Source organism: Streptomyces stoeckheimensis (genome assembly GCF_045822005.1).
Classification (GTDB): domain Bacteria; phylum Actinomycetota; class Actinomycetes; order Streptomycetales; family Streptomycetaceae; genus Streptomyces; species Streptomyces stoeckheimensis.
Map to the genome: position 1 here is coordinate 2,380,261 of NZ_CP169550.1, position 24,528 is coordinate 2,404,788.

Consider the following 24,528-nt stretch of genomic DNA (forward strand, 5'->3'; position numbering starts at 1 on the left):
GCCGGGGCCGCCTCAGGGAGCCGCAGTGGCGGCGCTGGTGCCGCCCGTACCGGTGCCGCCCGGCGTCGCCCGGCCGCTGCTCGGCGTCGGGGACTTCGAGGGCGTGGTGCTCGGCGAAGGGTCGGGCTTCGGCGGGGTCGGGCTGGGGCTGGCCGACGGGCCGGGGGACGGCGAGGCGTCCGGGTCGGGCTTCGGGCTCCGACCGCCGTCCGACTGCGAGGGGTTCGGGGAGTTCCCGGTGTCCGGGGTCTTCCCGCCCTTCCCGCCCTTCTCGCCGGCGCCGGTTCCGGTGCCCTTGTCCGACGGGTCCTTGGGCGGGTCCGGCTTGTAGTCGCGGGCCTTGCCGACTCCGGCGGTGAAGATCGTGTCGCCACCGGCGCTGACCGAGGTGCCGGCCACCGCCTCGTAGGTGCCCAGCCCGCCGAGCGCTATCGCGAAGGCCGCACCGGATGCCACGGCCGTCCGCTTCCAGCCCCGTACCCGGGTGCCGTGGACGGTGGCCTCGCCGAAATCCTCGTCGGGCTGCGGGCCGCCGGCGGAGACGGTGCCCAGCAGCATCGTGCCGTCCGGCGCCCGCCCCGCGGGGGCGGACCCGGGCTCCTCGACGGGGACCTGACGGGCCTTCGGCCGGGCCGTCTCGCGGAGCTGGTCGCCGGTGCGGCGGAAGAAGTGCTGGATGACGGGTCCGCCCGCGGTGGCCACCACGCTCACCACGCCGGCGCCGAGGATGGTTCCGTAGACGCCCATCTGCGAGGCGAGCAGGGCCGCGGCGACCGTGGCGAGGGAGGAGCCCGCTACCTGAGCCGCACTCAGATCGAGCTTCTTCTTCTCCTTCTCCTGCTCCGGTCCCACGTCCAGCAGCGTCTTCTGACCCATCGCCATCCTCTGCGTGTCCTGCCCCTTGCGCTCCAACGCCTTCTCCCGTTACTGACACATCAGCGAAACGGATAGTTCCGTTTCCGGAGATTCTGTGAAGCAAGACACCCGAAAACGGGTGCACGCGCAGGTCCGGCCGGATGTGGACCCGATCCAGGGCAGCCCAACTCCCGCCGTCCGGGACAAGTTCGGCGGCGCGGCGGTCCACCCAGGTGGCCCGAATGGAGTACTGTGGCGAGCCCTGGGGCCGTCCTTCCTTTCGGATGTCCGGACTCGGGAGAGGGGGCCGGCAGATGGAAAAACGGCACTCGAGACCGGCGATGCCGCGGTATTGCACGGGATCCTGCTGCGCACAGTAATCATTCGGTCACTGTGCGTGCCCAACAGGTAACCGTGCCATAACAGCGATCAAGGGCGCATGCCCGACACGCCGGTTTAACTCGGCAAGGTAGTGGCAGGCTGCACCCGGGCAGGCCACACTCGACTAGCGGAAGCAGCGACGCACGTGACGTCGGCAGGCACCACCCGGGAGGTCCCCATGCCCGAACTGCGTGTCGTGGCCGTCTCAAATGACGGCACACGACTGGTGCTCAAGGCTGCGGACAGCACGGAGTACACGCTTCCGATCGACGAGCGTCTCCGGGCTGCCGTGCGCAACGACCGTGCGCGCCTGAACCAGATCGAGATCGAGGTGGAGAGCCACCTCCGCCCCCGCGACATCCAGGCCCGCATACGGGCCGGTGCCTCCGCTGAGGAGGTCGCTCAGCTCGCCGGCATCCCCGTCGACCGCGTACGCCGCTTCGAGGGCCCCGTCCTCGCCGAGCGCGCGTTCATGGCGGAGCGGGCCCGCAAGACCCCCGTGCGGCGGCCCGGCGAGAACACCGGACCCCAGCTCGGCGAGGCAGTGCAGGAACGGCTCTCGCTGCGCGGGGCCGAGAAGGAATCCGTCCAGTGGGACTCCTGGCGCCGCGACGACGGCACCTGGGAGGTCCTGCTGGTCTACCGGGTCGCGGGCGAACCGCACTCGGCGAGCTGGACGTACGACCCGCCGCGCCGGCTGGTCGTGGCCGTGGACGACGAGGCCCGCTCGCTGATCGGCGAATCGGACGACCTGCCGGCGACCCCGGAGCCGAGCTTCCCGTTCGTGCCGAGGATCGCGCGGCTGCCCCGCGACCGACCGCTGGACCGGGCGCTCGACCGGCAGATGGAACGACCCCCCAGCCATACGGCGCCCGCTCCCCCGCCGGAGCCGGAGCCCGAGGAAGAGCGGGACACGCTGACGGCACTGCTGGAGGCGGTACCGAGCTTCCGCGGCGACCTGGTGGTCCCGGAGCCGGTGTCCGAACCGGAGGTGGAGGAGCCGCCCGCCGCTTCGGCGTCGGCCGGTGCGGGTTCCGCGTACGCGGACGTCCTGATGCCGCGCACCGTGGCAGGACACCGGGACCGGCTGACGGGCACGACCGACCGGCAGGCGGAGGCCGACGGGGTGCGTCCCGGCCGCCGCGCGGCGGTGCCGAGCTGGGACGAGATCGTCTTCGGCACCCGCCGCAAGAAGCAGGAGTAACCCCGGACCCCCGGTCCGCGGCGGCGGACACAGCCGCCGCGGACCGACCCGGTGCGGTCCCGCCGCCAGGGGGTGTCCGCCTAGCCCGGCAGCTCGCCGACCGCCACCTCGCGCGTCGGGTCAGCCGACCATTCCGACCAGCTGCCCGCGTACAGCGCCGCCGGGATGCCCGCCGCCGCCAGCGCCAGCACCTCGTGGGCCCCCGAGACGCCCGAGCCGCAGTACACCCCGACCGGGGTGGAGGTGTCGGCGTGCACGCCGAGGCCTTCGAAGCGGGCCCGCAGGGCGTCGCGGTCCAGGAGCAGGCCGTCGGATCCCGTGTTCTCGGTGGTCGGCGCCGACAGCGCCCCCGGGATGTGGCCCCCGACCGGATCGATCGGTTCGACCTCGCCCCGGTACCGCTCGCCCGCCCGTGCGTCCAGCAGCACACCCGTCCGGGCCAGCGCCGCCGCTCCGTCCGCGTCCAGCAGTCCGATGGCACCGGGATTTGGCTTGAAATCACCCTCGCTCACAGGAGTGACCTCGGCCGACAGCGGACCGTCACCGGCCTGCCATGCGGCCAGTCCCCCGTCCAGGACCCGCACCCGCGGGTGACCCGTCCAGCGCAACAGCCACCACGCGCGCGCCGCCGCCCAGCCCAGGCCGCCGTCGTACACGACCACGGGCGTGTCCGCCGAGACGCCGGCCCGCCGCATCACCGCCCCGAACTCCTCGGGATCCGGCAGCGGGTGGCGGCCACCGGAGCCCGCCTGGCCTGCCAGTTCCGAGTCGAGGTCGACATAGACGGCGTTCGGGAGGTGTCCGGCCTCGTACGCGGGCCGCAGGTTCGGGCCGCCGAGCTGCCAGCGGACGTCGAGGAGCACCGGGGGTAGCGGGCCGGCCAGCTCCTCCTTCAGGTCGGCGGCGGAGACGAGCGGTGAGCGGGGCGGGTTCGCAGTCATGCGGGCCATTTTGCTCCCCGCCGCACACCCCGCGTAACAAGCCGGACATCAGCGGGGCCCGACGGGCCGCACTGATCCGGTCATCTCTCCCGGCTCCCGGAAAACCCGGCCGGTCGGGGCGCGCCGGGCCCGCCGGAGTGGAAGCATCAGCTCCGGGAAGGGTCACGATCGTGACGACGGAGGAGACGGCTGACATGACCGAGGCATCGGAAGCAACGCGGCGCACGCCCGGCACGCCGTGCTGGGCGAGCCTGATGGTGCACGGCCTCGGCACCACCGAGGAGTTCTACGCCGACCTGTTCGGCTGGGAGTACGAGCCCGGCCCCGAGCAGCTCGGCCCGTACGTCCGGGCCATGCTCGGCGGGCGGGAGGTGGCCGGCATCGGCGAGATGCCGCCGGACCGGCAGCTCCCGGTGGCCTGGACCACGTACCTCGCCACGGACGACGCCGACGCGACGGCCGAATCCATCCGCTCCTGCGGCGGCACCGTCGCGGTGGGCCCGCTCGATGCCGGGGTCGCGGGACGGGTGGCGATCTGCTCGGACCCGCTGGGCGCGATCTTCGGGCTCTGGCAGGCGGCGTCCCACCTCGGGACCCGCCTGGCCGGAGGTCCGGGCACCCCGGTGTGGCACGAGCTGGTCACGCAGGACACCTCGACGGTCGGCAAGTTCTACGAGCACGTCTTCGGCCACGAGGCCCGCGCGCACGCCGACTCCGGCGAGGACTTCGACTACCTCACCCTGTCCCTGCAGGGCGTGCCGGTGGCCGCCGTGCACGGGGTGGGCCGCTCCCTGCCCCACGACCGGGGGCCGCACTGGATGACGTACTTCGAGGTGGAGGACACCGACGCGGCCGCCGCCCGGGTCCAGCGGCTCGGCGGCGGGGTCGTCCAGCCGCCGCGCGACGGCCTGAGCGGCCGGCTGGCCGTGGTCACGGACCCGGAGGGCGCGGTGTTCACGCTCGTCCGCGGCCGGGGCTGACCGGCCCGGCCGCCTAGCGGGGCAGCCCGGCGGCCCGTTCCCCGGGGCCCTGGGGCTCCCTGGCGGTGACCAGCAGGCCGCCGATCAGGGCCGCGAGCAGCAGCGCGCCGAACCCGCACCAGAGCACCGTCGAGTAGCCGCCCAGCAGCGTGCGGTCCAGGTTCTGCGCCGCCTCGGCACGGGAGAGGGAGGCGAGGACGAGGGAGAGCAGCATGCCGCCGATCGCTTCGCCCAGGTGCTGGGCCGTGGCGATGGCGGCCGAGGCCCCACCGGCGTGCCGGGGTGCGACGCGGGCGGTCACGGTGGCGAAGAGCGGCACGAGGGCCATGCCGAGACCGAGGCCGGTGAGGACCATGCTGGGCAGGGACCGCTCCACGGAGAGGGGCCCGGGGTCGCCCGTCAGGAGCAGCAACCCGGCGGCCACGAGCACCAGCCCGCCCGCGATCAGGACCTGGGGCGCGGCACGGTGGGCCAGCCGGGCGGACACCTGGGTGGAGCCGATGACGATCGAGGCGATCAGCAGCAGGAGGGCGATCCAGGACGCGCCCGAGAGGTAGCCATGGAGCCGCCCCAGGTCGAAGGCCAGGGCCGAGAACAGGGCGAGGGTGCCGGTGCCCGCCAGGAGCAGGGCGAGGAGGGCGCCGATCCGGTTGCGGTCCGTGAAGACGTACGGCGCGAGGAGCGGGCTCGCCGTCCTGGTCTGCGACCACAGGAAGGCCACGAGGAGGGCGACGCCGACGGCGAGCAGGATCAGCACCAGGGGGTTGACCCCGCCGCTGGACCCGATCTCGCCGAGGCCGAAGGTGAGGGCGGCGAGTCCGCCGGAACCGAGCAGCACGCCGGGCACGTCGAGGCGGGAGCCGGCGGCGTCAGAACGGTCCTGCGGCAGGGTGAGCGTGCCGATCAGGGCGAGCACGGCGAGGGCGAGGGGGGCGTACAGGCACCAGCGCCAGCCCAGGCTTCCGAGGATCGATGCGCCCGCGAGCAGCGCGAGCACCGAACTGCCGCCTGCGAACGTCGCGTAGACCCCGAAGGCCCGGGCCCGCTCCTTGGGGTCGGTGAGGCCGGCGGTGACCAGGGAGAGCGCGGCCGGCGTCAACAGGGCGGCGGAAACGCCCTGCAGGACGCGGGCCGCGATCAGCAGGCCGGAATCGCCGGCCGTGCCTCCGAGCAGGCAGGCCGCCGCGAACCCGGCCAGGCCGATGAGCAGAGTCCGCTTGCGTCCCACGAGGTCCGCGAGGTGCCCGCCGAGCAGGAGCAGTGCGCCGAAGGAGACCACGTAGGCGGTGAACATCGCGCTCAGGCCGCCGGATCCGATGTCGAGGTCCGCCTGGACGTCCGGCAGCGCCATGCCGAAGACCGTCGCGGTGAGCACCACCATCAGCTGCACCAGGGCGGCCACCGCCAGGCCCCGCCGGCGCCCGGTGTGCGGGGCGGCGGAGTCCTGGGGGGCCGCGGAAGGGGCCGCGCTCCAGGCGCCGGCGGGTGCGCCCGGCGGCGGGCCGAAGCCCTGCGCAGGGCCGAACTGAGCCGGGGCCGTGGGGGCGTACGCGGGCGGCGGGGGGAGGTGGGGACGCGGTGAAGGGACCCTGGGGTCCGGCCGCCCCGCGGGGGCCTCGTCGGGGGTCGCGGGGGCGTAGTCCAGCAACTGAGCCGCGTGGCGGCCGAGTTGGGCCAGAACCGCGCCCGGCAGCCACTCCCCCGCGTGGTCCGCCGCCGTACGCTCGGCCACCTGCGCGGGGGTGGGCCGCCGGGTCGGGTCCTTGTGCAGGCAGTCGCGGACGAGCTCGACCAGCTCCTCCGGCACGCCGGTCAGGTCCGGCTCCTCCTCGGCGACCCGGAAGAGGTGGGCGTTCAGGCCGGTGTCCGCGGCGCCGAAGAGGAGCCGTCCGGTGGCGGCGTAGACGAGGACGGCTCCGAGGCAGAAGACGTCGCTGGCGGGCGTGAGTTCGAGGCCGCGGACCTGCTCCGGCGACATGAACCCGGCCGATCCGATCAGCATGCCGGTATGCGTCAGCAGACTGTCCCCGGCAAGGCTGTCCATCGCGCGGGCGATGCCGAAGTCGATGACGCGCGGGCCGTCGACGGTGATCAGGACGTTGGAGGGCTTGAGGTCGCGGTGGATCAGGCCCGCCTCGTGCACGGCCCGCAGGGCGAGGGCGAGCCGGTTGGCGAGGGTGCGCACGGAGTGCTCGGGCAGCGGCCCGAAGTCCTTGGCGACCACGGCGTGCAGGTCGGGCCCGGGGATGTACCGGGTCGCCACCCAGGGCACGGCGGCCTCGGGGTCGGCGTCGAGCACGGCCGCGGTCCAACTCCCGCCCACCCGCCGCGCGGCGGCCACCTCCCGGGCGAAGCGCCTGCGGAACTCCGGGTTGCCGGCGTACTCGGCCTGGACGACCTTCACGGCGACGGTGCGCCCGCCCTCGGACCGCCCCAGGTAGACCAGCCCCATGCCGCCGGCCCCCAGCCGGGCGATCAGACGGTACGGGCCGATACGGGCCGGGTCTTCGACGATCAGCTGATCCACGCGCCGAGGATAGTGGAGCTATCCAACACGCGGGGTCGCATCGGCGGAATCGATGGAATCAACACATTCGGTCAAGTGATCAGATACCAGACCGACGGTACGAAGCTCTTCGAATAGCCGCGCGCGGGGCACGCCCACGGGGACGGCCGGCGTCGTGCGTGCGGTCGGTCCTCGGCGCTGGGGCTGCGTGCGCCGTCCAGGGCGAGGACCGCGCTGTCCGTGCCAGTAGGGCGTGCGGGGACCGCTCGTGGCGCCGGGCGCGCCGTCGCGGGAGTCAGTTGTGGGGGGCCGTTCCGCTGACCCGGTGGTCGGCGTGGCTGAGGGCTTCGAGGACGAGTCGGCGCAGATGCCCGTCGCGCAGGCTGTAGTGGATGCGCCGGCCCTCGCGGCGGGTGTCCACGAGCCCCGCCAGCCGCAGTTTCGCCAGGTGTTGGCTCACCGCGGTCCTCGACGCGTCGCACCGCTCGGCGAGCGAGCCGACGTCCGACTCCTCCCGGGCGAGCAGCCACAGGAGGTGCAGCCGGGTGACGTCCGAAAGCATCGCGAAGACCTCGGTCGCCTCGATGAGGCGCGCCCTGTCGGGATCCCGCAGGTGCGCATCGGGTGCAGGTGGCTGGGGTTCGCGAGCGGGCATACCCCACAGAGTAGGCCGCTCCGGGGAGGGCCGGGGCGAGGGCGGAGCCGCAATCCACCAGACATGTGCGCAGGTGCGCAAGTGTGGATACATTGGAGGCCCCACCCCACCACCGGCTCGGAGAGGGATCGCATGCCGAGCGTGCTGCGCGACCGCACCTACCGCCGCCTGTTCGGCGCCCAGGTCATCGCCCTGACCGGCACGGGCCTGGCCACCGTGGCCCTCGGCCTGCTCGCGTACGAGCTGGCCGGCGCCGACGCCGGTTCGGTGCTCGGCACGGCGCTCGCGATCAAGATGGTGGCGTACGTGGTCATCGCCCCGGCGATCGCCGCGGTGGCCGACCGGCTGCCGCGCCGGGCCCTCCTGGCCGGCTCCGATCTGGTCCGGGCGGGGGTCGCGCTCTCCCTGCCGTTCGTGGGCCAGGTGTGGCAGGTCTACGTCCTGATCTTCCTGCTGCAAACCGCCTCGGCCGCCTTCACGCCGGCCTTCCAGGCCCTGATCCCCGAGGTCCTGCCCGAGGAGCGCGACTACACGCGGGCCCTGTCCCTGTCCCGGCTCGCCTACGACCTGGAGAGCCTCTTCAGCCCCGCACTCGCTGCCGCACTGCTGTCGGTGGTCACCTACGACCGGCTGTTCCTCGGTACGGCGGCCGGATTCCTCGGCTCGTCCGCGCTCATGCTGTCCGCCGTCCTGCCCCGCCGGGCGCGCGCCTCCGCCGGGTCCGGGCCGGGTGCGTACGCCAAGGCCACCGCGGGGACGCGCCTGTTCCTCGGCGCTCCGCAGCTGCGGTCCCTACTGGCGATGAACCTCGCGGTCGCGGCCGCCGGAGCCGTGGTCACGGTCAACTCCGTCGTGTACGTGCGGGATTTCCTGGGGCTGTCTCCCGAATCCGTCGCCCTCGCCCTCGGCGCGTACGGAGCCGGGTCCATGTCCGTGGCCCTGGCCCTGCCGCGGATCCTGGAGCACCGCCCGGACCGGCGGGTGATGCTCACCGGCGCCCTGCTGCTCCCCGCGGCGTTCGGCGCCCTCGGCGCCATCACCTCGGCGCACGGCGGCGGTTGGCGGTGGCCCGCGCTGCTGGGCACGTGGGCGGTGTTCGGGGCGGCGTGCTCGATGGTGCTCACGCCCGCCGGCCGGGTGCTCCGGCGGGCCGCGCCCGAGGGGGACCGCACCGCGGTGTTCGCCGCGCAGTTCTCCCTGTCGCACGCCGCCTGGCTGCTGACGTACCCGCTCGCGGGCTGGGTCGGCGCGAAGGCCGGGCTCGGGTGGGCGACGGCGGCCCTGGGCGCGATCGCGCTCGCCGCCGCGGCCCTCGCCGCCCGCCTCTGGCCGGCCGGGGCGGCGACGGAGGAGGCCCCGGGCCACGTACACGAGCACGAGCACCGGGGGCTGAGCCCCGGACATCCGCACCTCCGTGGGGCACGCCCGGCCGGTGCGGGGTGGCGGCACAGCCACCACCACTTCACGGACGAACTGCACGCCGCCCACGGCTGAGCCGGGCCGGGCGGCGACATAGGGCCGACGGACTGAATTCGATCACCCGTTAGTCATAAGCGATCACGGCAGCCGCACCCTTTCCGCCTATTTGTGTGAATAGATCACCGCACTGGTCCTCCTTGGGGCGAGTCCTCCTTCCCCGAAGGGCAGCCGATGCGACGTGTCGTGAGAAGCCGCGCCGGTGGCCCGTACCGGCGCCGGCGCACGGTGGCCGCGCTCTCCGCGGTGGCGGCGTGCTGTTTCCTCTCCACGGCTCCTTCCGCGGCATCGGGTCCGTCGGACCCCGGTACGGCCACGTCCGAGTCCCCCGAGTCCCCGGAGCCCGCCGCGTCCCCGGAGCCCGCCGCGTCCGCCGTACCGGCAGCGCCGGCTGCCGGTACGGGGCAGCCGTCCTCGGAAACGGCACCCGGCGGCGACGCGGGACGGGTGGAGGAGCCCGGGGAAGCGGACATCGGAGCCGCCGCCGCGCAGCTCCGGCTCCGGGAGAGCGCGGATCTGGCGGTGTCGGGCACCCTGCGGCCGACGGCGGCCGCCGACCGGGAAAGCGCCGCTTCGGCGGGGCGGGAGACCTTCGACTACGTCGTGACGGTGACCAACCGGGGTCCGTCCACCGCCCGGCAGGTGCGCGTCACCGACCGGTTGCCGCTCGCCCTGGAATTCGTCTCGTCCCGCGACGGCTGCACCGCGAGCGGCCGGACGGCGGTGTGCGGGCCGCTGGCCGCGCTGGCGGTGGGCGCCTCGCACGCGTGGGTGATCACCGTACGGCTCGCCGCCGGCTACCGCGGAGACGGCACGGACATCGTCAACGAAGCGGTCGTCGACTCGGCCACGTCGGACCCGGACTCCCGGAACAACACCGCCTCCCTGACCGGCCTGGAGATCCCGCCCAGTGCGCGGACGGCGGACCTGTCGCTCCGGAAGACGGCGGTGCTCCCGAGGGGACGGGAGCACGTCCGGCCGGGCGAGAAGTTCACGTACCTGATCACGGTGCGCAACGAGGGCCCGGCGACGGCGCGGCAGGTCCAGGTCACCGACCGGCTGCCCTCCTCGCTGGCCCTGCTCTCCTCACCCGACGACTGTGCGGTCGCGCAGGACGGGCAGGGGCTGGTGGTCTGCCCGCCGCTGGACCGTCTGGCGGCCGGAGCGAAGGCGGAGTACCGGATCACGGTGCGGGCCGTCACCGAGGACCGGGCTGCCCGGCCGCCGGCCGGCACGTGCACGCCCATCGAGAACGTCGCCCGCGTCACGTCGGCGAGCTTCGACCCCGACCTCTCGGACAACGCCAACCGGCCGGGGACCACCGGGCCGGGCGGCGGGCGGCTGTGTCTGGTGCCCGAAGGGCGCGGGGAGCAGCACGACGGGCATGGCGGACACGACGGACACGACGGTCGCGGGGACGGCCACCACGGCCACCACGGCCGCGACGACCACCACGACGGCCGGGAGCAGCACGGAGGTCGCGGCGACCTGGCCGACTCCGGGGCCACGGTCCCGGCCTGGCTGCTGTGGGCCTCCACCGCGCTGGTGGCCGCGGGAGCGGCGCTGCGGACGGCGTTCCGGGTGCGGCGCCCGTGACCGGCGGTTCGCCGCGGCCCCCGCGGCGGACGACCTCCGCACGCCCCGCCTCCGCCCGCCCCGCCTCAGCGCGAGAAGACGAGGAACGTTCCGGTATGACGATGCCCCGGAGTGCCCGGTGGCGCAGGGCCGCCGCCGCCCTGCTGTGCACGGCTGCGCTCGTCCTGCCCGCCGCCCTCGCCACGCCCGTGACGGCGGCCCCGGGCGCCGGGGCCGACCCTGCCGGGGGCGGTCCCGGACCCCGCGCGCTCGCCTTCCCCGTCAACGAGACCTTCGACAGTTCCACCAACCTGGGCAGCACCAGCGGCAACGCGGGCTATCCGGAGGGCGGCGGCTGGCTGCGGCTGACGTCCGCGAGCTCCACCCAGGCCGGCACCTGGAAGCTGAAGGACTCCTTCCCCTCCAGCCTCGGCATCCTCGCCGAGTTCAGCTACGCCACCTACGGGGGAACGGCCTTCGAGGGCAAGCGCGGTGACGGCCTGTCGTTCTACCTGGCCGACGGCGCGGCGGCCGACGGGGTCGGCGCTTCCGGCGGAGCCCTCGGCTACGCCTGCTCGGGCGCCGCGGACTCCTGCGCCGCCTCGGGCGTACCGGGCGCGTACCTCGGCATCGGGCTGGACGAGTTCGGCAACTTCTCCTCGAACACCGTCGGCAACGGCGGCCCGGGCGCCCAGCCCAACAAGATCGTGGTGCGCGGCGGAGGCAGCGGAAGGACGGGGTACCGCTTCGCGACGTCGGCCGACGGGCCGGGCAAGACCGTGGAGACCGGCAGCCGCGCCAAGGAGCGCACGGTGCGCGTGTCCCTCCTGCCCAGCGGTACGAAGATGCTGCTGTCGGTGTGGTCCGACAGCGGCCCCGGCACGGCCATGACCCAGCTGATCACGGACTTCGACGTCACGGGCATCACCGGCCAGCCGAAGCTTCCGGCCACCCTCAAGGTCGGATTCTCCGGGAGCACCGGTGGCGCGACGAACGTGCACGAGATCGACGGCCTCAAGATCAACGTGCCGGCCGACCTGACCCTCGCGAAGACGGGCTCCCCCGCGACCGTGCCCGCCGGCGGCGGACCGGTGACCTACACCCTGGCCGTCTCCAACAGCCAGGCCAACGAGGTCACCGGCGCCGCCGTGCGTGACACCGTGCCCGGGCTGACCGACGTGACCTGGACCTGCCGCGCCGGCACCGGCGGGACCTGTGGGCAGGCTTCCGGCAGCGGGAACGTCCTGAACACCACGGCCGACTTCCAGCGGGGCGGCTCCGTCACCTACACGGTCACCGGTACGGCCCCGGCCCAGCCCGTCACGCTGTCCAACACGGCCACCGTGACCGCCCCGGCGGACCGTACGGACACCAATCCGGCGGACAACAGCTCCACGGCCGCGGCCACCGTGGTGACGGCGCGCGCCGACGTGGCGGCGGAGAAGGAGGGGGTCGGCTCCGGACCGGTGGTCCCGGGCCAGGAGTTCGCGTACCGGATCACCGCACGGAACCTGGGGCCCTCCCACACGAGCGCCGTCCAGGTCTCCGACACCCTTCCCGGGCCGCTGCGGTTCGTCTCCTCCGCCGACGGGTGCACCGCCTCGGGACAGCAGCTGTCCTGCCCGGTCCGCGAGCAGCTGAGCGCCGGGACGAGCGCCTCGTGGACCGTACGGGTACGGCTGGACCCGGCCTACCAGGGGGACGGCTCGGACCTCGGGAACGTCGCCTCGGTCCGGCACGCCGTCCCCGATCCGCAGCGCGCGAACGACACCAGCGCGGCCGCCGCTCCGCCGGGCGGGGTGGCGGCCGCCCGGGCCGACCTCTCGCTGGTGAAGGCCGTCGAGGCCCGGTCGCCCGTGGCGCCCGGGGAGACCTTCACGTACACGGTGACCGTACGCAACGCCGGCCCGTCGGTGGCCCGGGAGGTCACGGTCGCCGACCCGCTGCCGGCGGCGCTCGCCTTCGTCGCGTCGGCCGGGGGCTGCACCGCCGTCGGCCGGGACGTCACCTGCGGTACGGCGGCGACGCTCGACCCGGGCGGGGAACGGTCGTGGACCTTCACCGTGCGCCTCGACCCGGCGTACACCGGCGACGGGACGGGCCTGCGGAACACGGCGACCGCCCGCGCGGACACGGCCGATCCGAACCCCCTCGACAACAGCGGCTCCGCCGGTGTGCCCGGCGGGCGCGTCCGCCCGCCGACCGCCGACATCGAGCTCGCCAAGCGCGCGACGGCGGGCTGACGGGGCGGCCCGCCCCTGCCCGCCCTCCCCGAACTCCCGTACAGCTCTCTCTGTACGGTCCTCTCCCGCACGAAACGGAAACGATGCGCGATGACGACGACACCAGGCCGGCGGCCGGCGGTGTGGGCCCTGGCTCCGCTGCTCTGCGCCGCGGCCCTGTGGGCCGGCCCGGTCCCCGGGGCCGCCGCCCTGACCGGCGGAGGGCCCAGGATCGAGGTGACGGCACAGCGGGCCAAGGCTCCCGGTGACCTGATCACCTACACGCTGACCGCGAGGAACAAGGGCCCGTCGGTGGCCCGCAAGGTCACCGCGACGGACAAGCTCCCCAACGGGATCTCCTTCGTCGGTTCCTCCGACGGCTGCACCGCCGTCGGCCAGACCGTCACGTGCGGGCCGGAACCGCAGCTCTCCGCCGGGGAGACCAAGAGCTGGAGCTTCCAGGCCCGGCTGAGCCCCTCGTACCAGGGCGACGGCTCCGACCTCGGCAACAGCGCCACGGGCAGCTCCGAGGCCACCGATCCCGACCCGGCCAACAACAAGCCGGATCCGGTGCTGCCTCCGGGGCCGTTCGATCCCGTGTCGGACCTGGCCACCGTCAAGACCCCGCTGGGCGCGGGACCGACGGTGCCGGGCCAGGAGTACGAGTACGAGGTCCGTACGACCAACAAGGGCCCCTCCGACGCGCGCAACGTCGTCGTGACCGACACCCTGCCCGTCGGGCTGGACTTCGTGTCCTCCGCCGACCCGTGCGCGGTGTCCGGGCGGACCGTCACCTGCGGTCCGCTGGCCCGGCTCGTCCCCGGCGGCGAGGTGGTGTGGACCTTCAAGGTGAAGCTGGACGCCGCCTACTCCGGTGACGGCAGCGACCTGCGCAACACGGCGACCTCCGCGTCCGCCTCCAAGGACCCGGAGCCCGCCGACAACACCTCGCGCGCCGTGCTGCCGCCGGGCGGGGTCACCGACCCGCAGGCCGACGTGTGGACGACCAAGCGGCCGGCCGACGACACCCCGGTCGCGCCCGGGCAGACCTTCGCGTACGTGGTGACCGCGACCAACGACGGCCCGTCCCGGGCGCTGGGCACCACCGTCACCGACAAGCTGCCCGCGCAGCTCGCCTTCGTCTCCTCCCCCGACGGCTGCTCGGTCACCGACGGTACGGTCAGCTGCGGCCCCGTGGCCGTACTCGAGCCCTCGGGGGCCCGGACCTGGCGGTTCGTCGTCCGGCTGGACAGCGGGTACACCGGCAACGGATCCGACATCCGCAATACGGCGACCGCCGCCTCGCGGACCAAGGACCCCAAGCCGGAGAACAACACGAGCAGCCCGGCGGGCCTGCCCGGCAGCACCGTCAACAAGCCGACCGCGGACCTGGAAGTGGTCAAGGAAGCCGTCGGCACCAAGCCTCCGGTGCCGGGCGAGGCCTTCGACTACCGCATCCGGATCACCAACAACGGCCCGTCGGCCGACGCCTTCAACGTCAAGCTCACCGACTCCCTTCCCGAGGGCCTCTCGTACGTGGCGTCCTCCCCGGCCGGGTGCACCGTCGCCGGTCGTCTGGTGGCGTGCAAGCGCACCAGCCCGCTCAGGGTGGGCGACACGGTCGAGTACCTGCTCACCGTGAAGGTGGATCCCGCCTACGCCGGAGACGGCAGCGACCTGCAGAACACCGCCCAGGTGACGGCCGACAACATCGACCCGGCGAGCGGGAACGACAAGAGCACCGCGACCGTGCCCGGCGGGCACGTCGCGGCTCCCGCCGCGGACCTCGCGATCACCAAGAAGCCCGTCCAGACCAGCCCCGTGGCCCCGGGCGAGACCTTCGACTACGCCCTGACCGCCACCAACAACGGCCCCTCCCAGGCCGAGCAGATCACGGTCTCCGACACGCTGCCGACCGCGCTGAGCTTCGTGTCCGGCGACGCCACCTGCACCTCGGGGCGGGCCGTCACCTGCGGCGCCCTGCCGCGGCTGGCGCCCGGAGCCTCGATGACCTGGGTGATCACGGTGAAGCTGGACCCGGAGTACACGGGGAACGGATCCGACATCCGCAACACCGCCACCGTCGACTCCCTGACCGGCGACCCCAAGCCCGCGAACAACACGAGCGCGGCCGCCGGCCCGCCCGGCGGCACGGTCAAGGACCCGACGGCCGACCTGGAGGTCGGCAAGACGACCCCCTGACCCCGTCCCCCACGGAAGGCCGGCAGGGCACCCCGCCCTGCCGGCCTTCCGGCGCACGCGGAGCCGTCCCGCCCTACGGATTCACCCGAACGGCGGCGCTCGAATGTCCCATCCCTCCCCCGCCACGGACGCTGGGCGCAACGCAGGACCCTCGGCGTCCCGCCCGACGAAGGAGCCTCTCGTGGCACAGGCAACGCCCCCCAGCAGGGCCCCCGGCAGCAGGTACACCGACGAGAACCCGTGGGCGGCGAGCGGCACCGTGTTCGCCGCAGTGCTGATGCTCGTGGAAGGCGTCCTCGGCATCCTGAAGGGAATCGTCGGCATCGCGAACGACGACGTCTACGCGAGGGTGGGCGACTACACCTTCAAGTTCGACGTCACCGCCTGGGGCTGGATCCACCTCGTCCTGGGCATCGTGCTCGTGGTCGTCGGCGCGGGCATCCTCAAGGGCGCGGACTGGGCCAGGGCCACGGGTGTGGTGCTCGTCGCGCTGGACATCATCCTCAACTTCCTGTGGCTGCCCTACACGCCGCTCTGGGGCCTCATCTCGATCGCCATCGGCGTCTTCATCATCTGGGCCCTGTGCACGGCGAAGGGCTCCCGCTCCCCCGTCTCCTGAACGGCGTACCGGCGTACCGGCGTACCGGGCGTCCTTCCCGATCCGCGCACCGAGCCGGCCACCAGCCGGACACGGCGGACGGGAAGGGCGCCCGCGGCGCGTTCATACCTCTGAGTGAGCCCGGTCCGGTTCGCGAGGGGCGCGGGCGATCATCGGCCTAGGGTGGCTTCCGGCGGCGGGCAGCCGCCCCAGATCGGCGCTTCGACTCATGTACGGGAGCCTGTGTGACGCAGCAGCACACGACGTCACTGCGGCTACGGCTCCGGTACCGCTTCGACCATCTGGTCTCGGGCGGAACGACCGCGCTCATCGGCTGGCTCGCCCTGGCCTGCCTGGCCGTCGTCGTTCCGGCGAGCACGGTCCTGGTCTGGTCCGACCGGTCCGCTCCGACCACGCTCTCCGGCCGGCTCACCGCCGTGTGGGTCAGCGTCGGCCAGACCCTGAAGATCGGGGGCGCCGTCGGCTCCCCGATCTACGTACTGGCCTCCGTGTCCCTCGCCCTCGTGGCGCTGCTCTTCGTGTCGACGCTGGTCAGTCTGATCACCACGGGGATCAACCGGCGCATCATGTCGCTGCGCCTGGGGCACTCCACCGTGCTGGAGACGCGGCACACGGTCGTACTGGGCTGGTCGGACCAGGTCTTTCCGGTGATCGGGGAGCTGGTGGCCGCGAACGCCAACCAGCGCAGGTCCGCCATCGCCGTGCTCGCCCCGCAGGACAAGGTGTGGATGGAGACCGAGATCTCCACCCGCGTCGGCGACAGTGGCCGGACACGGATCGTCTGCCGCAACGGGAGCACCACCGACCCCATCGAGCTGTGCCGGGTGAGTCCGCACACCGCGAAGGCCGTGCTGGTGCTGCCCCCCACCGGGGACGGCGGTGACGCCCACGTGGTGAAGACGCTCCTCGCCCTCGACGCGGCCGTCCCCGGTCCCGGTCCGGGGGAAGCGGTGGCGGGCCGGGGGCAAGCGGTGGTGGTCGCCGCCGTCCGTGACTCCCGCAACCACGTCACCGCCAGGCTGGCCGCCGGGCCCGCGGGGCACGTCCTGTGCGTCGACGACATCGTCGCGCGGCTGCTCGTCCAGACCGCCCGGCAGCCCGGACTCTCCCTCGTCTACTCGGAGTTGCTGGACTTCGCGGGAGACGAGTTCTACCCGGTCGACGCGGGGGACCTCGTGGGACGGACCTTCGGCGAGGCGCTGTTGTCGTTCGCCACGTCCTGCGCGGTCGGTCTGCTGCACGGCGACGGAAGCGTCGCCCTCAATCCTGATCCGGGGGCGGTGATCGGCCCGGCCGACCGGATCGTCGTCATCTCCCGGGACGACGACACGGCCGTACGGGAGGACCCGGCCCGCCTCGCCTCCCTGGTCGACGAGGAGGCGATCGCGTCGGCCGGGCCCAGACCCGCCCCGGCCGAACGCCTCCTCCTGCTCGGCTGGAACCGTCGCGCCCCGCTCGTCATCGAGCAGCTCGACCAGTACGTGAGCCCGGGGACGACCCTGGACGTCGTGGCGCTCGGCGAGTACGCGGCCACGCACGCCGCCCGCGCCGTCACGGCCGCCCGGTCCCGCCTCGAAGTCGCCCTCCACACCGGCGACATCACCGACCCGCTCACCCTGGCCAAGCTGGACGTGCCCTCGTACGACGCCGTGATCGTGATCGGTGAGACGGAGCACGCGGCCCCGGACGCGCCCGGCGCCCTGCTCCCTGCGGCGCCGGATCCGGATCCGGAGGGACGTGCGGACGACAGGACGCTGGTGACCCTGCTGCACCTGCGGGCCATCGGGGACGCCGCGCAGCGGGAACTCGCGCTCACCACCGAGATGTCCGACGACGGCAACCGTCTCCTCGCACCTGCCCGGGGCGGCGCGGACTTCATCGTGAGCGGCCGGCTGATCAGTCTGCTGATGACCCAGATCTCGGAAAGCCCCTATCTCGCCGAGGTCTTCGAGGAGCTCTTCAAGGCGGAGGGCCACGAGTTCCACCTCAAGCCGGCCGCGGACTACGTCCGAACCGGCTCCGAGGTCTCGTTCGCCACGGTCGTCGAGTCGGCGCGAAGGCGCCGCGCATGCGCGGTCGGCTACCGCCTGCGCGCCCGGAGCGCCACGGCCCCCGACCACGGGGTCCGCATCAACCCCGACAAGCGGCACCGCATCCGGTTCTCCGAGGACGACTGGGTGATCGTGCTCGCCGAAAGCTGAGGCTGCACCGGAGTCACCGGTGCAGCCGGGGCCGTCGCTATGCGGTGTGGACCTCCAGGGCGGTGCGGATTGCCGATTCGAGGGCGCCTTCGATCCATGCGGGCTTGATGGACGTGTGGCAGCCGGCGAAGTGGAGGTTGCCCTCGGCCTTTCGGACGTGGGGGAAGAGCTCGGTGTGCTGGCCGGGCAGGAGGACGGAGGCCTCTCCGTAGGCGTACGGGTCGCGCATCCAGGACTGGGTGCGGCCGACGCCGGTGTAGAACACCTCGATGCGCTGTCCGAACACCTCCTGGACACCCGCGAGGGCGCGCGGGTAGCGCTCCTCGTCGTCCAGGGAGTCCCACTTCAGGGCGTCGTCCGACCAGCTGTAGGAGGCGAGGACGACTCCGCCGGCGCTGCCTTCGACGGGGTACGAGGGCTGGAACATGAAGCGGTTGGGGTTGTCCGTGGCCGAGCCGCCGCCGATGACGCCGGCCGCTTCGGGCTGGTCGCGGGCGACGACGCGGCAGGCGGCGTAATGGGCGCGCTGGGCGTCGGAGATGTGGCCGTCGGGTACGGAGGGGTGGGCGCCCAGCAGGGCCCCGTCCGCCGGGGTCTTCGCGACCTGGTAGCTCCGGTAGAGGCCGGTCTTCACGGCCTCCAGTTCGCGCTTCCAGTCGGCCTCGTCGAACTCCCACCAGCGGCGGCTGAATTCGAGCAGCACCTTGGTGGCGGCGTCGTAGTGCAGCTCGGTGACCGCCCGCCGCTTGCCGTAGGAGAGGGCGGGGGTGATGGGGATGTGGCGCAGCCCGGAGAAGGGGACCGTGATGATGGCGGAGTCCGCGGTGAAGGTCTCGCGGCGTACGGGACTGCCGCCGCGCCCCTCGGAGACGGTCTCGACGGTGACCTTGCCCTCGCCGTGGGTGATGCGGGTGGCGCGGCGGTCGAGCCGTACGAGGTCCTTGACGCGGGCGTACATGGCGTCGGCCAAGGTGGCGGTGCCGTCGGGCAGTTCGTAGAAGGCGGTGTCGGGGCTGATCAGCGAGGCACCGATGAAGCTGTGCACGAAGGCGAGGTGCAAGCGGGAGGTGAGGTTCTCGACGGTTCCGATCAGGTCGATGGTCCGCTCGTCGAGCTTGGCCTCCTCCGTGAGGAAGCGATACATCGACATGTGGCCATAGCGCTGGATGACGCGTGCCCAGCCCTCGACGAGTTCCTTGTCCTTCTTGCCCTCGATCTCCTTGCGTACGGGGGCGAAGGCCTCGCGGACGATCTGCGAGGCGGGCACGGACTCGTAGGCCTGCGGCACTCCGAAGGAACGATTGAGCGTCTGCGGGGCGCGCGCGTAGTCGGCGCGGCGGACGCGGATGCCGTTGACGTGGATCCACGTCCGGTACGCGGGGCGGCCGGTGGCGTCCACGTCGACCAGGTGGAAGCGCCTGCGCTTGAGGCCGAGGCCGTCCATCAGGCCGGTGACCAGCGGGTGGCTGTCGGGGATGCGCATCGCGCCGGCCTCGGCGTACTGCTTCGGGTCGGCGAAGGGCTGGGCGGCGTTCTCGTGGCCGCCGGTGCGGAAGGTTTTGATCCGGCCGCCCACCCGGTTGCCGTTGGCCTCGATGACGGTGACCTGGTGGCCGGCTTCGCGCAGGAGGTGTGCGGCGGTGAGGCCGGCCGGCCCGGCGCCGACGATCAGCACCTTCTTCCCGGGCCGGCGCGAGCGGGGCAGGCCGTTCTTCAGGAGGATGTCGGCGTAGCGCGGTACGAGCGGCTGGTCCTCCTCGTCACGGACGAGGATGGCCCGCGCGATCGTCAGGCAGGTGCCCCAGTCGGCGACCGCGGCGCCTGGGACGGCCTGCGAGGTCTCGGCGGAGGTGACGGCGACCGTCAGCCCGCCGGTCGCGGCGACGGCGGCCGCGCCGGCGATGACGGTCCGGCGGGAGGGACGGCGGGAGGGACGGCCGGAGAGTGCCGGTGCACCGTCGCCCGAGGTTCCGGACGGTTCGGGGGATTCGGAGCGGGAATCGGGATCCATGATCATGAACCCACCTTCGCCCTCCGCGCGGGCCCGATCGGCCGGATCGCGCCCGCGCGGGCAAGGACCACCCGGACGTGCGTAGCGCGCTGCCCCGTGCTGACGAACTGGGTTTCGTACGGGCACTCTTGGGGCCGTCCGGCGCGGTGGACCGGGACGGCGCCCAACCCGCCCCGGCTACAGGGGAGGCAGCAAGCCGAACCGGCCGAGCACCCCGGCGAGCGTCAGGAGGGCGAGGTCGTCCGCAGGATGGACGAGAGGGTGCGGTCCAGGATGTCGGGGACGTCCTTGACCTTGAGGTGCCGTGCGTCGGTCTCGGCGCCCGCCGCGTGCAGCAGGCTGTAGAAGGTGGTGACCAGCCAGGGGAGCGGGAGGTCGGTGCGGAACACGCCCTCCGCCTGACCGCGGACCAGGACCCGTTCCACGCGCGCGAGGACCTTCTCGTGGTGCGCACGCCGGCGGGCCGGCGTGATGACCCCTTCGGAGGCGGCGAGCAGGAACGCGTGGCGCTCCAGGATCCGCCAGCCGGACCGGACGAGGCGGGAGAACGCCTCGTCCGCCGGGCCCTCGTCGAGGCCCTGGGCCTGGAGGGCGGCGTCCGCCTGTCCGACGGAGTGGTCCAGTACCGCGTCGACCAGCGCCTCGCGGGACGGGAAGTGCGCGTACAGCGTGACCCGGCTGACCCCGGCCGCACTGGCGACGGCGGTCAGACTCACGTTGGGGTCCTGCCGGAAGCAGTCGATCGCGGCGGCGACGATGGCCGCGATGCTCCGCTCCGCATCCGCCCGGCGGCGGGGTTCCTCACGGTCTGCTGCAGGGGTGCGGCGGGCTTTCTGAGACGGCGTGGACATGGGTCGGAGCGTATGTCACCTCCTTCGCGGCGCGCCAGGTCGCTCCCTCCCCCCTGCGTGCCGGGCCGGCGGGGGCGTACGGCCGGCACGCGGGAGCATCCCGGCGGATCCTTGCCGCGCAGCCCTTCACTGGACTCCTCGAACTCCCGCCCAGCAATGGACCGTTCGACGATCCCCGGCACGGCGCCGCCGCAGAGCTAACCTGAACAGCACTGTACAAAATACGGGCGACGTGGCCTACAGTAACTCTGACAGCACTGTTCAAGTTAAGGGAGTGTGCGGTGAACCTGGAGAGTCATACCCACGCCACGAGCGCGCACCACGGGCACGCGGAGGCCGGAGTACCCCCGGTCCCGCACCGGTGGCTGATCCTCGCGCTACTGTGCACGGCGCAGTTCATGCTCATCGTCGACGTCACCGTGGTGAACGTCGCACTGCCCACCATCGGCGCCGAACTGGAGCTGAACGCGGGCGCGTTGACCTGGGTCGTCACCGCGTACACGCTGTTCTTCGGCAGCCTGCTGCTCCTCGGCGGCCGACTCGGCGACCTGCTCGGCCGGCGCCGGATGTTCCTGGCGGGCCTCACGCTCTTCACCGCGGCCTCGCTCGCCTCCGGGCTGGCCGAGAGCGGCGGCGTACTGATCACCGCGAGGGCCGTGCAGGGCATCGGCGCGGCCGTGATGTCGCCCGCGGCCATGGCGCTGATCATGACGGTGTTCCAAGGGCCCGAACGCAACCGGGCGCTCGGCGTCTGGGCCGCGATCGGCGCCACCGGCGCCGCCTTCGGCGTCCTGCTGGGCGGGGTGCTGGTGTCCGGTCCGGGCTGGGAGTCGATCTTCTTCGTCAACGTGCCGATCGGCCTCGCCGTCCTGGCGGCGGTTCCCGCCCTCGCCAAGGAGGCGACGACCGCCCGGCACGGAACAGGCCACGGACACGGACACGCCGCCGCCCCCACCGGGTTCGACATGCCGGGCGCGCTGACGATGACGGCAACCCCCGCCCTGCTCATCTACGGCCTCGCCCAGGCCCGGGACAACGGATTCGGCGACATCGGCACGTGGCTCCCGCTCCTGGGCGCGCTCGTCGGAGCCGTGCTGTTCGTCGTCGCGGAGCGCTCCGCCGCCGCACCCCTGGTACGGCTTCCATTCCTGGCCCGGCGCTCGCTCATCGGTGGCTGCCTGCTGATGCTCGCCGCGTCCGGGGTCCTGATCTCGGCGTTCTTCCTCTGCTCGCTCTACCTCCAGCACGTCCTCGGCTTCAGCGCACTGCGCACCGGCCTGACGTTCCTGCCGGCCGCCCTGGCCACCCTCGTCGGCGCACACTTCGGCTCGCGGGCCGTGGCGCGGCTGGGATGGCGGGCGACCGCCGCCGGCGGCATGGCGGTCACCGTGGCCGGTGCACTCCTGCTGACCGGCCTGGAGCGGGACGGCAACGCGTGGACCCAGGTCATGCCGGGCTTCATCCTGCTCTCGTTCGGGCTGGGCATCGGCTTCGTCTGCGCCATCACCAGCTCCGTGCACGGCGTCGAGCACAAGGACGCGGGGCTGGGCTCCGGCCTGGTCAACACCTGCCACGAGCTGGGCGCGTCCCTGGGCATCGCCCTGGTCGCGGCGGTGGCCGGCGCGAGCCTCGAGGGCACCACCCCGTCGGTCGACGGTTTCGGCAGCGCCTTCGCCACCTGCGCGGTCATCGCCGCCGTGGCGGCCGGGGCCGGCCTGACGCTGCTCCCCAAGGGTCGGCCCGACCCCTCGGCCGGGCCGGTGTTCGCCCACTGAACCAGCTGAACTAGGAGAGCGGGACGGCGGCGGTCAGGACGGCGCCCTCTCCCGGTGCCGACTCGATGGTCAGGGTTCCGCCGAGTTGGCGTATCCGGGCCCGCATCGCCGGGACGCCGTGTCCGCGCACGCCCGACGGGGCCTCGGGGAGGGCGGTGGGGTCGAACCCGTGCCCGTTGTCGGCCACGTCGAGGACGACCTGGTCGTCGAGCCGGGTGAGGGTGAGCGCGGCGGCGGTGGCGCCGGAGTGCTCCCGTACGTTGGCCAGCGCGCCCTGGGCGATGCGGAGCAGTGCGGACTGCACGCGTTCGGGCAGCGGCGTGGTCCGCCCGCCCCCGTCGATGTGGACGCGCACCGTGAGGCCGGCGCCGGATTCCCGTTCCGCGAGGGCGTGCAGCGCGGCGTCGAGCCCGCCGCCGTGGGCGAGGTCGGCGGGTGCGAGGTCGTGCACGAAGCGGCGGGCTTCGGCGAGGTTGAGCTCGGCGATGGACGCGGCAGCACGGACATGGCCACGGGCCTTGGCCGGGTCGGTGTCCCAGGTCCGGTCGGCGGCCTGGAGCAGCATCTGCTGGCTGGACAGGCCCTGAGCGAGCGTGTCGTGGATCTCCATCGACAGCCGTTGGCGTTCGGCGAGGGTGCCTTCGCGGCGCTCGGTGGCGGCGAGCTCGCGGCGGGTGCGGACGAGGTCGTCGATGAGGGCGTGCTGGCGGGCGGCTTGCCGCTGCATGTGGAGGAAGACGGCGGTGGTGAGCGCAGAGACGGCGGCCGGTCCGATCACCAGGTCGAGGTTGAAGCGGGGGGCCAGCGTCAGCTGCGCGAAGATCACGAAGAGCGTCAGGAGCGCGACGAGGACGTACGCGGCCACCGGCGGCAGGGTGCGCAGCACGGAGTAGAAGAGGGGGACCGCGACCCACGCGAAGCTGGGCGCGAGGAGGACGAGGACCGCCCACGCGGTGACGACCATGCCCAGCCAGGCCAGCCGGGGGGCCGGGGGCCACGGCGCGCGGCCGCGGGCCGGGTGCGCCTTGACCTCGGTGGCGGGGCCCAGCAGGTAGAGGACGGCGAGCACGACGGCGAGGGCGATCACCCAGGGGGCGCGGGCTTCCTCGGTGTGCCGCTGGACGAAGCGGGCCATCGACGTGCCGATCAGCACGAAGAAGGTGACGCGCATGACCAGCGCCAGCCACCGGTCGTCAGGGGCGCTGCCGGAGCCGGAGGGGTCGCTGGGGTCGGGCCGCACGTGCACCTCTTGACATAGGGTCCCTGAACTGGACAAACAGTCACATTGTCGCCGAGTCGGACCGTGCCGGGTCGACCGATCGGATGACCCGCGTGTCCCCCTCCTGCCTGCCGCACGCAGCCGCCCAGTCGACGGGTCGGGGCCGCCGCCGGGCCCAGGATTGATCTCAGAGCGGGGCAGCCGGAACGGACGCCCCCCACCCCCCATCAAGGAGTCGGTCCACATGAAGCAGGTCAAGAAGGTCTCCCAGCGCACCCGTGCGATCACCGGCGGCGCCCTGGTCGCGGCCCTCGCCCTCGGCGGCTTCGGCGCCTACGCCGCCAGCGCCGCCCCGGCCCAGGCCCAGGCCCAGGCCCAGGCCCCGGCCGCCCAGGCCGACGCGAAGACGGATGCCAAGAACAAGAACCTGACCGAGTCGACCCACCTGACCATCGACGCCGCCACGAAGGCCGCCCAGACGGCGCTCGACGCCGCGAAGAAGGAGAACCAGCGCGTCACCGTCGCGGTGGTGGACCGCAACGGCAACACCATCGTCACGCTCCGCGGCGACGGCGCCGGCCCGCAGTCCTACGACGCCGCCCAGCGCAAGGCCTACACCGCCGTGTCCTGGAACGCCCCGACCTCCGTACTGGCCGGCCGCCTCGCCCAGACGCCGACCCTGAAGGACATCCCCGGCACCCTCTTCCTCGGCGGCGGGGCCCCGGTCACCGCCAAGAACGCCCCCGTCGCGGGCATCGGTGTCGCGGGCGCACCCTCCGGCGACCTGGACGAGAAGTTCGCGCAGGCCGGTGTCGCGGCGCTGAACAAGTAGGCGCGGTCGCTGAACACGTAGGC

The 24,528-nt window shown here is 73.4% G+C and carries 17 protein-coding genes; 10 read left to right on the forward strand and 7 right to left on the reverse strand.

Going from position 1 to position 24,528, the window contains the following annotated elements:
• Positions 1–12: 12 nt before the first annotated feature.
• Positions 13–876 (reverse strand): hypothetical protein, encoded by an 864-nt coding sequence (locus ACE1OC_RS10880; RefSeq protein WP_407836860.1) that lies wholly within the window; start codon positions 874–876, stop codon positions 13–15.
• A gap of 538 nt (positions 877–1,414) precedes the next feature.
• On the opposite strand from ACE1OC_RS10880, the gene sepH reads away from it, so the two are divergent.
• Positions 1,415–2,440, forward strand: coding sequence for a septation protein SepH (gene sepH / locus ACE1OC_RS10885; RefSeq protein WP_407836861.1), 1,026 nt, complete (start codon positions 1,415–1,417; stop codon positions 2,438–2,440).
• Positions 2,441–2,520: 80 nt separating this feature from the next.
• On the opposite strand, the gene ACE1OC_RS10890 is transcribed toward sepH, so the two are convergent.
• Positions 2,521–3,381 carry a sulfurtransferase gene (locus ACE1OC_RS10890; RefSeq protein WP_407836862.1) on the reverse strand — a complete coding sequence of 287 codons (861 nt, stop codon included), beginning with the start codon at positions 3,379–3,381 and terminating at the stop codon, positions 2,521–2,523.
• A gap of 194 nt (positions 3,382–3,575) precedes the next feature.
• Here ACE1OC_RS10890 and ACE1OC_RS10895 point away from each other — a divergent pair, with 194 nt between their 5' ends.
• The gene (locus ACE1OC_RS10895; RefSeq protein ID WP_407836863.1) at positions 3,576–4,361 is read left to right on the forward strand and encodes a VOC family protein; all 786 of its coding nucleotides are present in this window, start codon (positions 3,576–3,578) and stop codon (positions 4,359–4,361) included.
• Positions 4,362–4,374: 13 nt separating this feature from the next.
• On the opposite strand, the gene ACE1OC_RS10900 is transcribed toward ACE1OC_RS10895, so the two are convergent.
• Together ACE1OC_RS10900 and ACE1OC_RS10905 are read right to left on the reverse strand one after the other, a co-directional pair.
• Positions 4,375–6,888 carry a bifunctional serine/threonine protein kinase/MFS transporter gene (locus tag ACE1OC_RS10900; protein ID WP_407836864.1) on the reverse strand — a complete coding sequence of 838 codons (2,514 nt, stop codon included), beginning with the start codon at positions 6,886–6,888 and terminating at the stop codon, positions 4,375–4,377.
• A gap of 274 nt (positions 6,889–7,162) precedes the next feature.
• Entirely contained in the window at positions 7,163–7,522 is a 360-nt protein-coding gene (locus tag ACE1OC_RS10905) for an ArsR/SmtB family transcription factor (RefSeq protein WP_250742946.1), read from the reverse strand.
• 132 nt (positions 7,523–7,654) lie between these two features.
• On the opposite strand from ACE1OC_RS10905, the gene ACE1OC_RS10910 reads away from it, so the two are divergent.
• The 6 genes from ACE1OC_RS10910 (at position 7,655) to ACE1OC_RS10935 (ending at position 17,817) form a co-directional block, all read left to right on the forward strand.
• Entirely contained in the window at positions 7,655–9,016 is a 1,362-nt protein-coding gene (locus ACE1OC_RS10910; RefSeq protein WP_407836865.1) for an MFS transporter, read from the forward strand.
• A gap of 168 nt (positions 9,017–9,184) precedes the next feature.
• Positions 9,185–10,594 carry a hypothetical protein gene (locus ACE1OC_RS10915; RefSeq protein WP_407836866.1) on the forward strand — a complete coding sequence of 470 codons (1,410 nt, stop codon included), beginning with the start codon at positions 9,185–9,187 and terminating at the stop codon, positions 10,592–10,594.
• Between the two features lie 95 nt (positions 10,595–10,689).
• Positions 10,690–12,816 (forward strand): lectin-like domain-containing protein, encoded by a 2,127-nt coding sequence (locus tag ACE1OC_RS10920; protein WP_407836867.1) that lies wholly within the window; start codon positions 10,690–10,692, stop codon positions 12,814–12,816.
• A 90-nt stretch (positions 12,817–12,906) separates the two neighbouring features.
• Positions 12,907–14,997: a DUF11 domain-containing protein gene (locus ACE1OC_RS10925; RefSeq protein ID WP_407836868.1), complete on the forward strand. Its 2,091-nt coding sequence runs from the start codon at positions 12,907–12,909 to the stop codon at positions 14,995–14,997.
• Positions 14,998–15,178: 181 nt separating this feature from the next.
• The gene (locus ACE1OC_RS10930; protein ID WP_407836869.1) at positions 15,179–15,616 is read left to right on the forward strand and encodes a DUF7144 family membrane protein; all 438 of its coding nucleotides are present in this window, start codon (positions 15,179–15,181) and stop codon (positions 15,614–15,616) included.
• Positions 15,617–15,840: 224 nt separating this feature from the next.
• Positions 15,841–17,817 (forward strand): CASTOR/POLLUX-related putative ion channel, encoded by a 1,977-nt coding sequence (locus ACE1OC_RS10935; protein ID WP_407836870.1) that lies wholly within the window; start codon positions 15,841–15,843, stop codon positions 17,815–17,817.
• Positions 17,818–17,854: 37 nt separating this feature from the next.
• On the opposite strand, the gene ACE1OC_RS10940 is transcribed toward ACE1OC_RS10935, so the two are convergent.
• Together ACE1OC_RS10940 and ACE1OC_RS10945 are read right to left on the reverse strand one after the other, a co-directional pair.
• On the reverse strand, positions 17,855–19,828 hold the full coding sequence (locus ACE1OC_RS10940) for a flavin monoamine oxidase family protein (protein ID WP_407836871.1): 1,974 nt from the start codon (positions 19,826–19,828) through the stop codon (positions 17,855–17,857).
• Positions 19,829–20,052: 224 nt separating this feature from the next.
• Positions 20,053–20,679, reverse strand: a complete 627-nt coding sequence (locus tag ACE1OC_RS10945; protein WP_407836872.1) for a TetR/AcrR family transcriptional regulator — start codon at positions 20,677–20,679, stop codon at positions 20,053–20,055.
• 281 nt (positions 20,680–20,960) lie between these two features.
• Here ACE1OC_RS10945 and ACE1OC_RS10950 point away from each other — a divergent pair, with 281 nt between their 5' ends.
• Positions 20,961–22,454 carry an MFS transporter gene (locus tag ACE1OC_RS10950; protein WP_407836873.1) on the forward strand — a complete coding sequence of 498 codons (1,494 nt, stop codon included), beginning with the start codon at positions 20,961–20,963 and terminating at the stop codon, positions 22,452–22,454.
• Positions 22,455–22,464: 10 nt separating this feature from the next.
• Here the strand turns inward: ACE1OC_RS10950 and ACE1OC_RS10955 are convergent, their stop codons facing one another.
• Complete coding sequence (locus tag ACE1OC_RS10955; protein WP_407841529.1) at positions 22,465–23,625, reverse strand: sensor histidine kinase; 1,161 nt, start codon at positions 23,623–23,625, stop codon at positions 22,465–22,467.
• Positions 23,626–23,917: 292 nt separating this feature from the next.
• Between ACE1OC_RS10955 and ACE1OC_RS10960 the strand changes: the two genes are divergently transcribed.
• A complete protein-coding gene (locus tag ACE1OC_RS10960; RefSeq protein WP_407836874.1) occupies positions 23,918–24,505 on the forward strand; it encodes a GlcG/HbpS family heme-binding protein in 588 nt (195 codons plus the stop codon).
• Positions 24,506–24,528: the final 23 nt, after the last annotated feature.

Bases quoted from the DNA above. Each gene is read 5' to 3' on its own strand.
- ACE1OC_RS10880 (WP_407836860.1), bottom strand. From the start codon at position 876: ATGGGTCAGAAGACGCTGCTGGACGTGGGACCGGAGCAGGAGAAGGAG.
- sepH (WP_407836861.1), top strand. From the start codon at position 1,415: ATGCCCGAACTGCGTGTCGTGGCCGTCTCAAATGACGGCACACGACTG.
- ACE1OC_RS10890 (WP_407836862.1), bottom strand. From the start codon at position 3,381: ATGACTGCGAACCCGCCCCGCTCACCGCTCGTCTCCGCCGCCGACCTG.
- ACE1OC_RS10895 (WP_407836863.1), top strand. From the start codon at position 3,576: ATGACCGAGGCATCGGAAGCAACGCGGCGCACGCCCGGCACGCCGTGC.
- ACE1OC_RS10905 (WP_250742946.1), bottom strand. From the start codon at position 7,522: ATGCCCGCTCGCGAACCCCAGCCACCTGCACCCGATGCGCACCTGCGG.
- ACE1OC_RS10910 (WP_407836865.1), top strand. From the start codon at position 7,655: ATGCCGAGCGTGCTGCGCGACCGCACCTACCGCCGCCTGTTCGGCGCC.
- ACE1OC_RS10920 (WP_407836867.1), top strand. From the start codon at position 10,690: ATGACGATGCCCCGGAGTGCCCGGTGGCGCAGGGCCGCCGCCGCCCTG.
- ACE1OC_RS10925 (WP_407836868.1), top strand. From the start codon at position 12,907: ATGACGACGACACCAGGCCGGCGGCCGGCGGTGTGGGCCCTGGCTCCG.
- ACE1OC_RS10940 (WP_407836871.1), bottom strand. From the start codon at position 19,828: ATGGATCCCGATTCCCGCTCCGAATCCCCCGAACCGTCCGGAACCTCG.
- ACE1OC_RS10945 (WP_407836872.1), bottom strand. From the start codon at position 20,679: ATGTCCACGCCGTCTCAGAAAGCCCGCCGCACCCCTGCAGCAGACCGT.
- ACE1OC_RS10955 (WP_407841529.1), bottom strand. From the start codon at position 23,625: ATGCGCGTCACCTTCTTCGTGCTGATCGGCACGTCGATGGCCCGCTTC.
- ACE1OC_RS10960 (WP_407836874.1), top strand. From the start codon at position 23,918: ATGAAGCAGGTCAAGAAGGTCTCCCAGCGCACCCGTGCGATCACCGGC.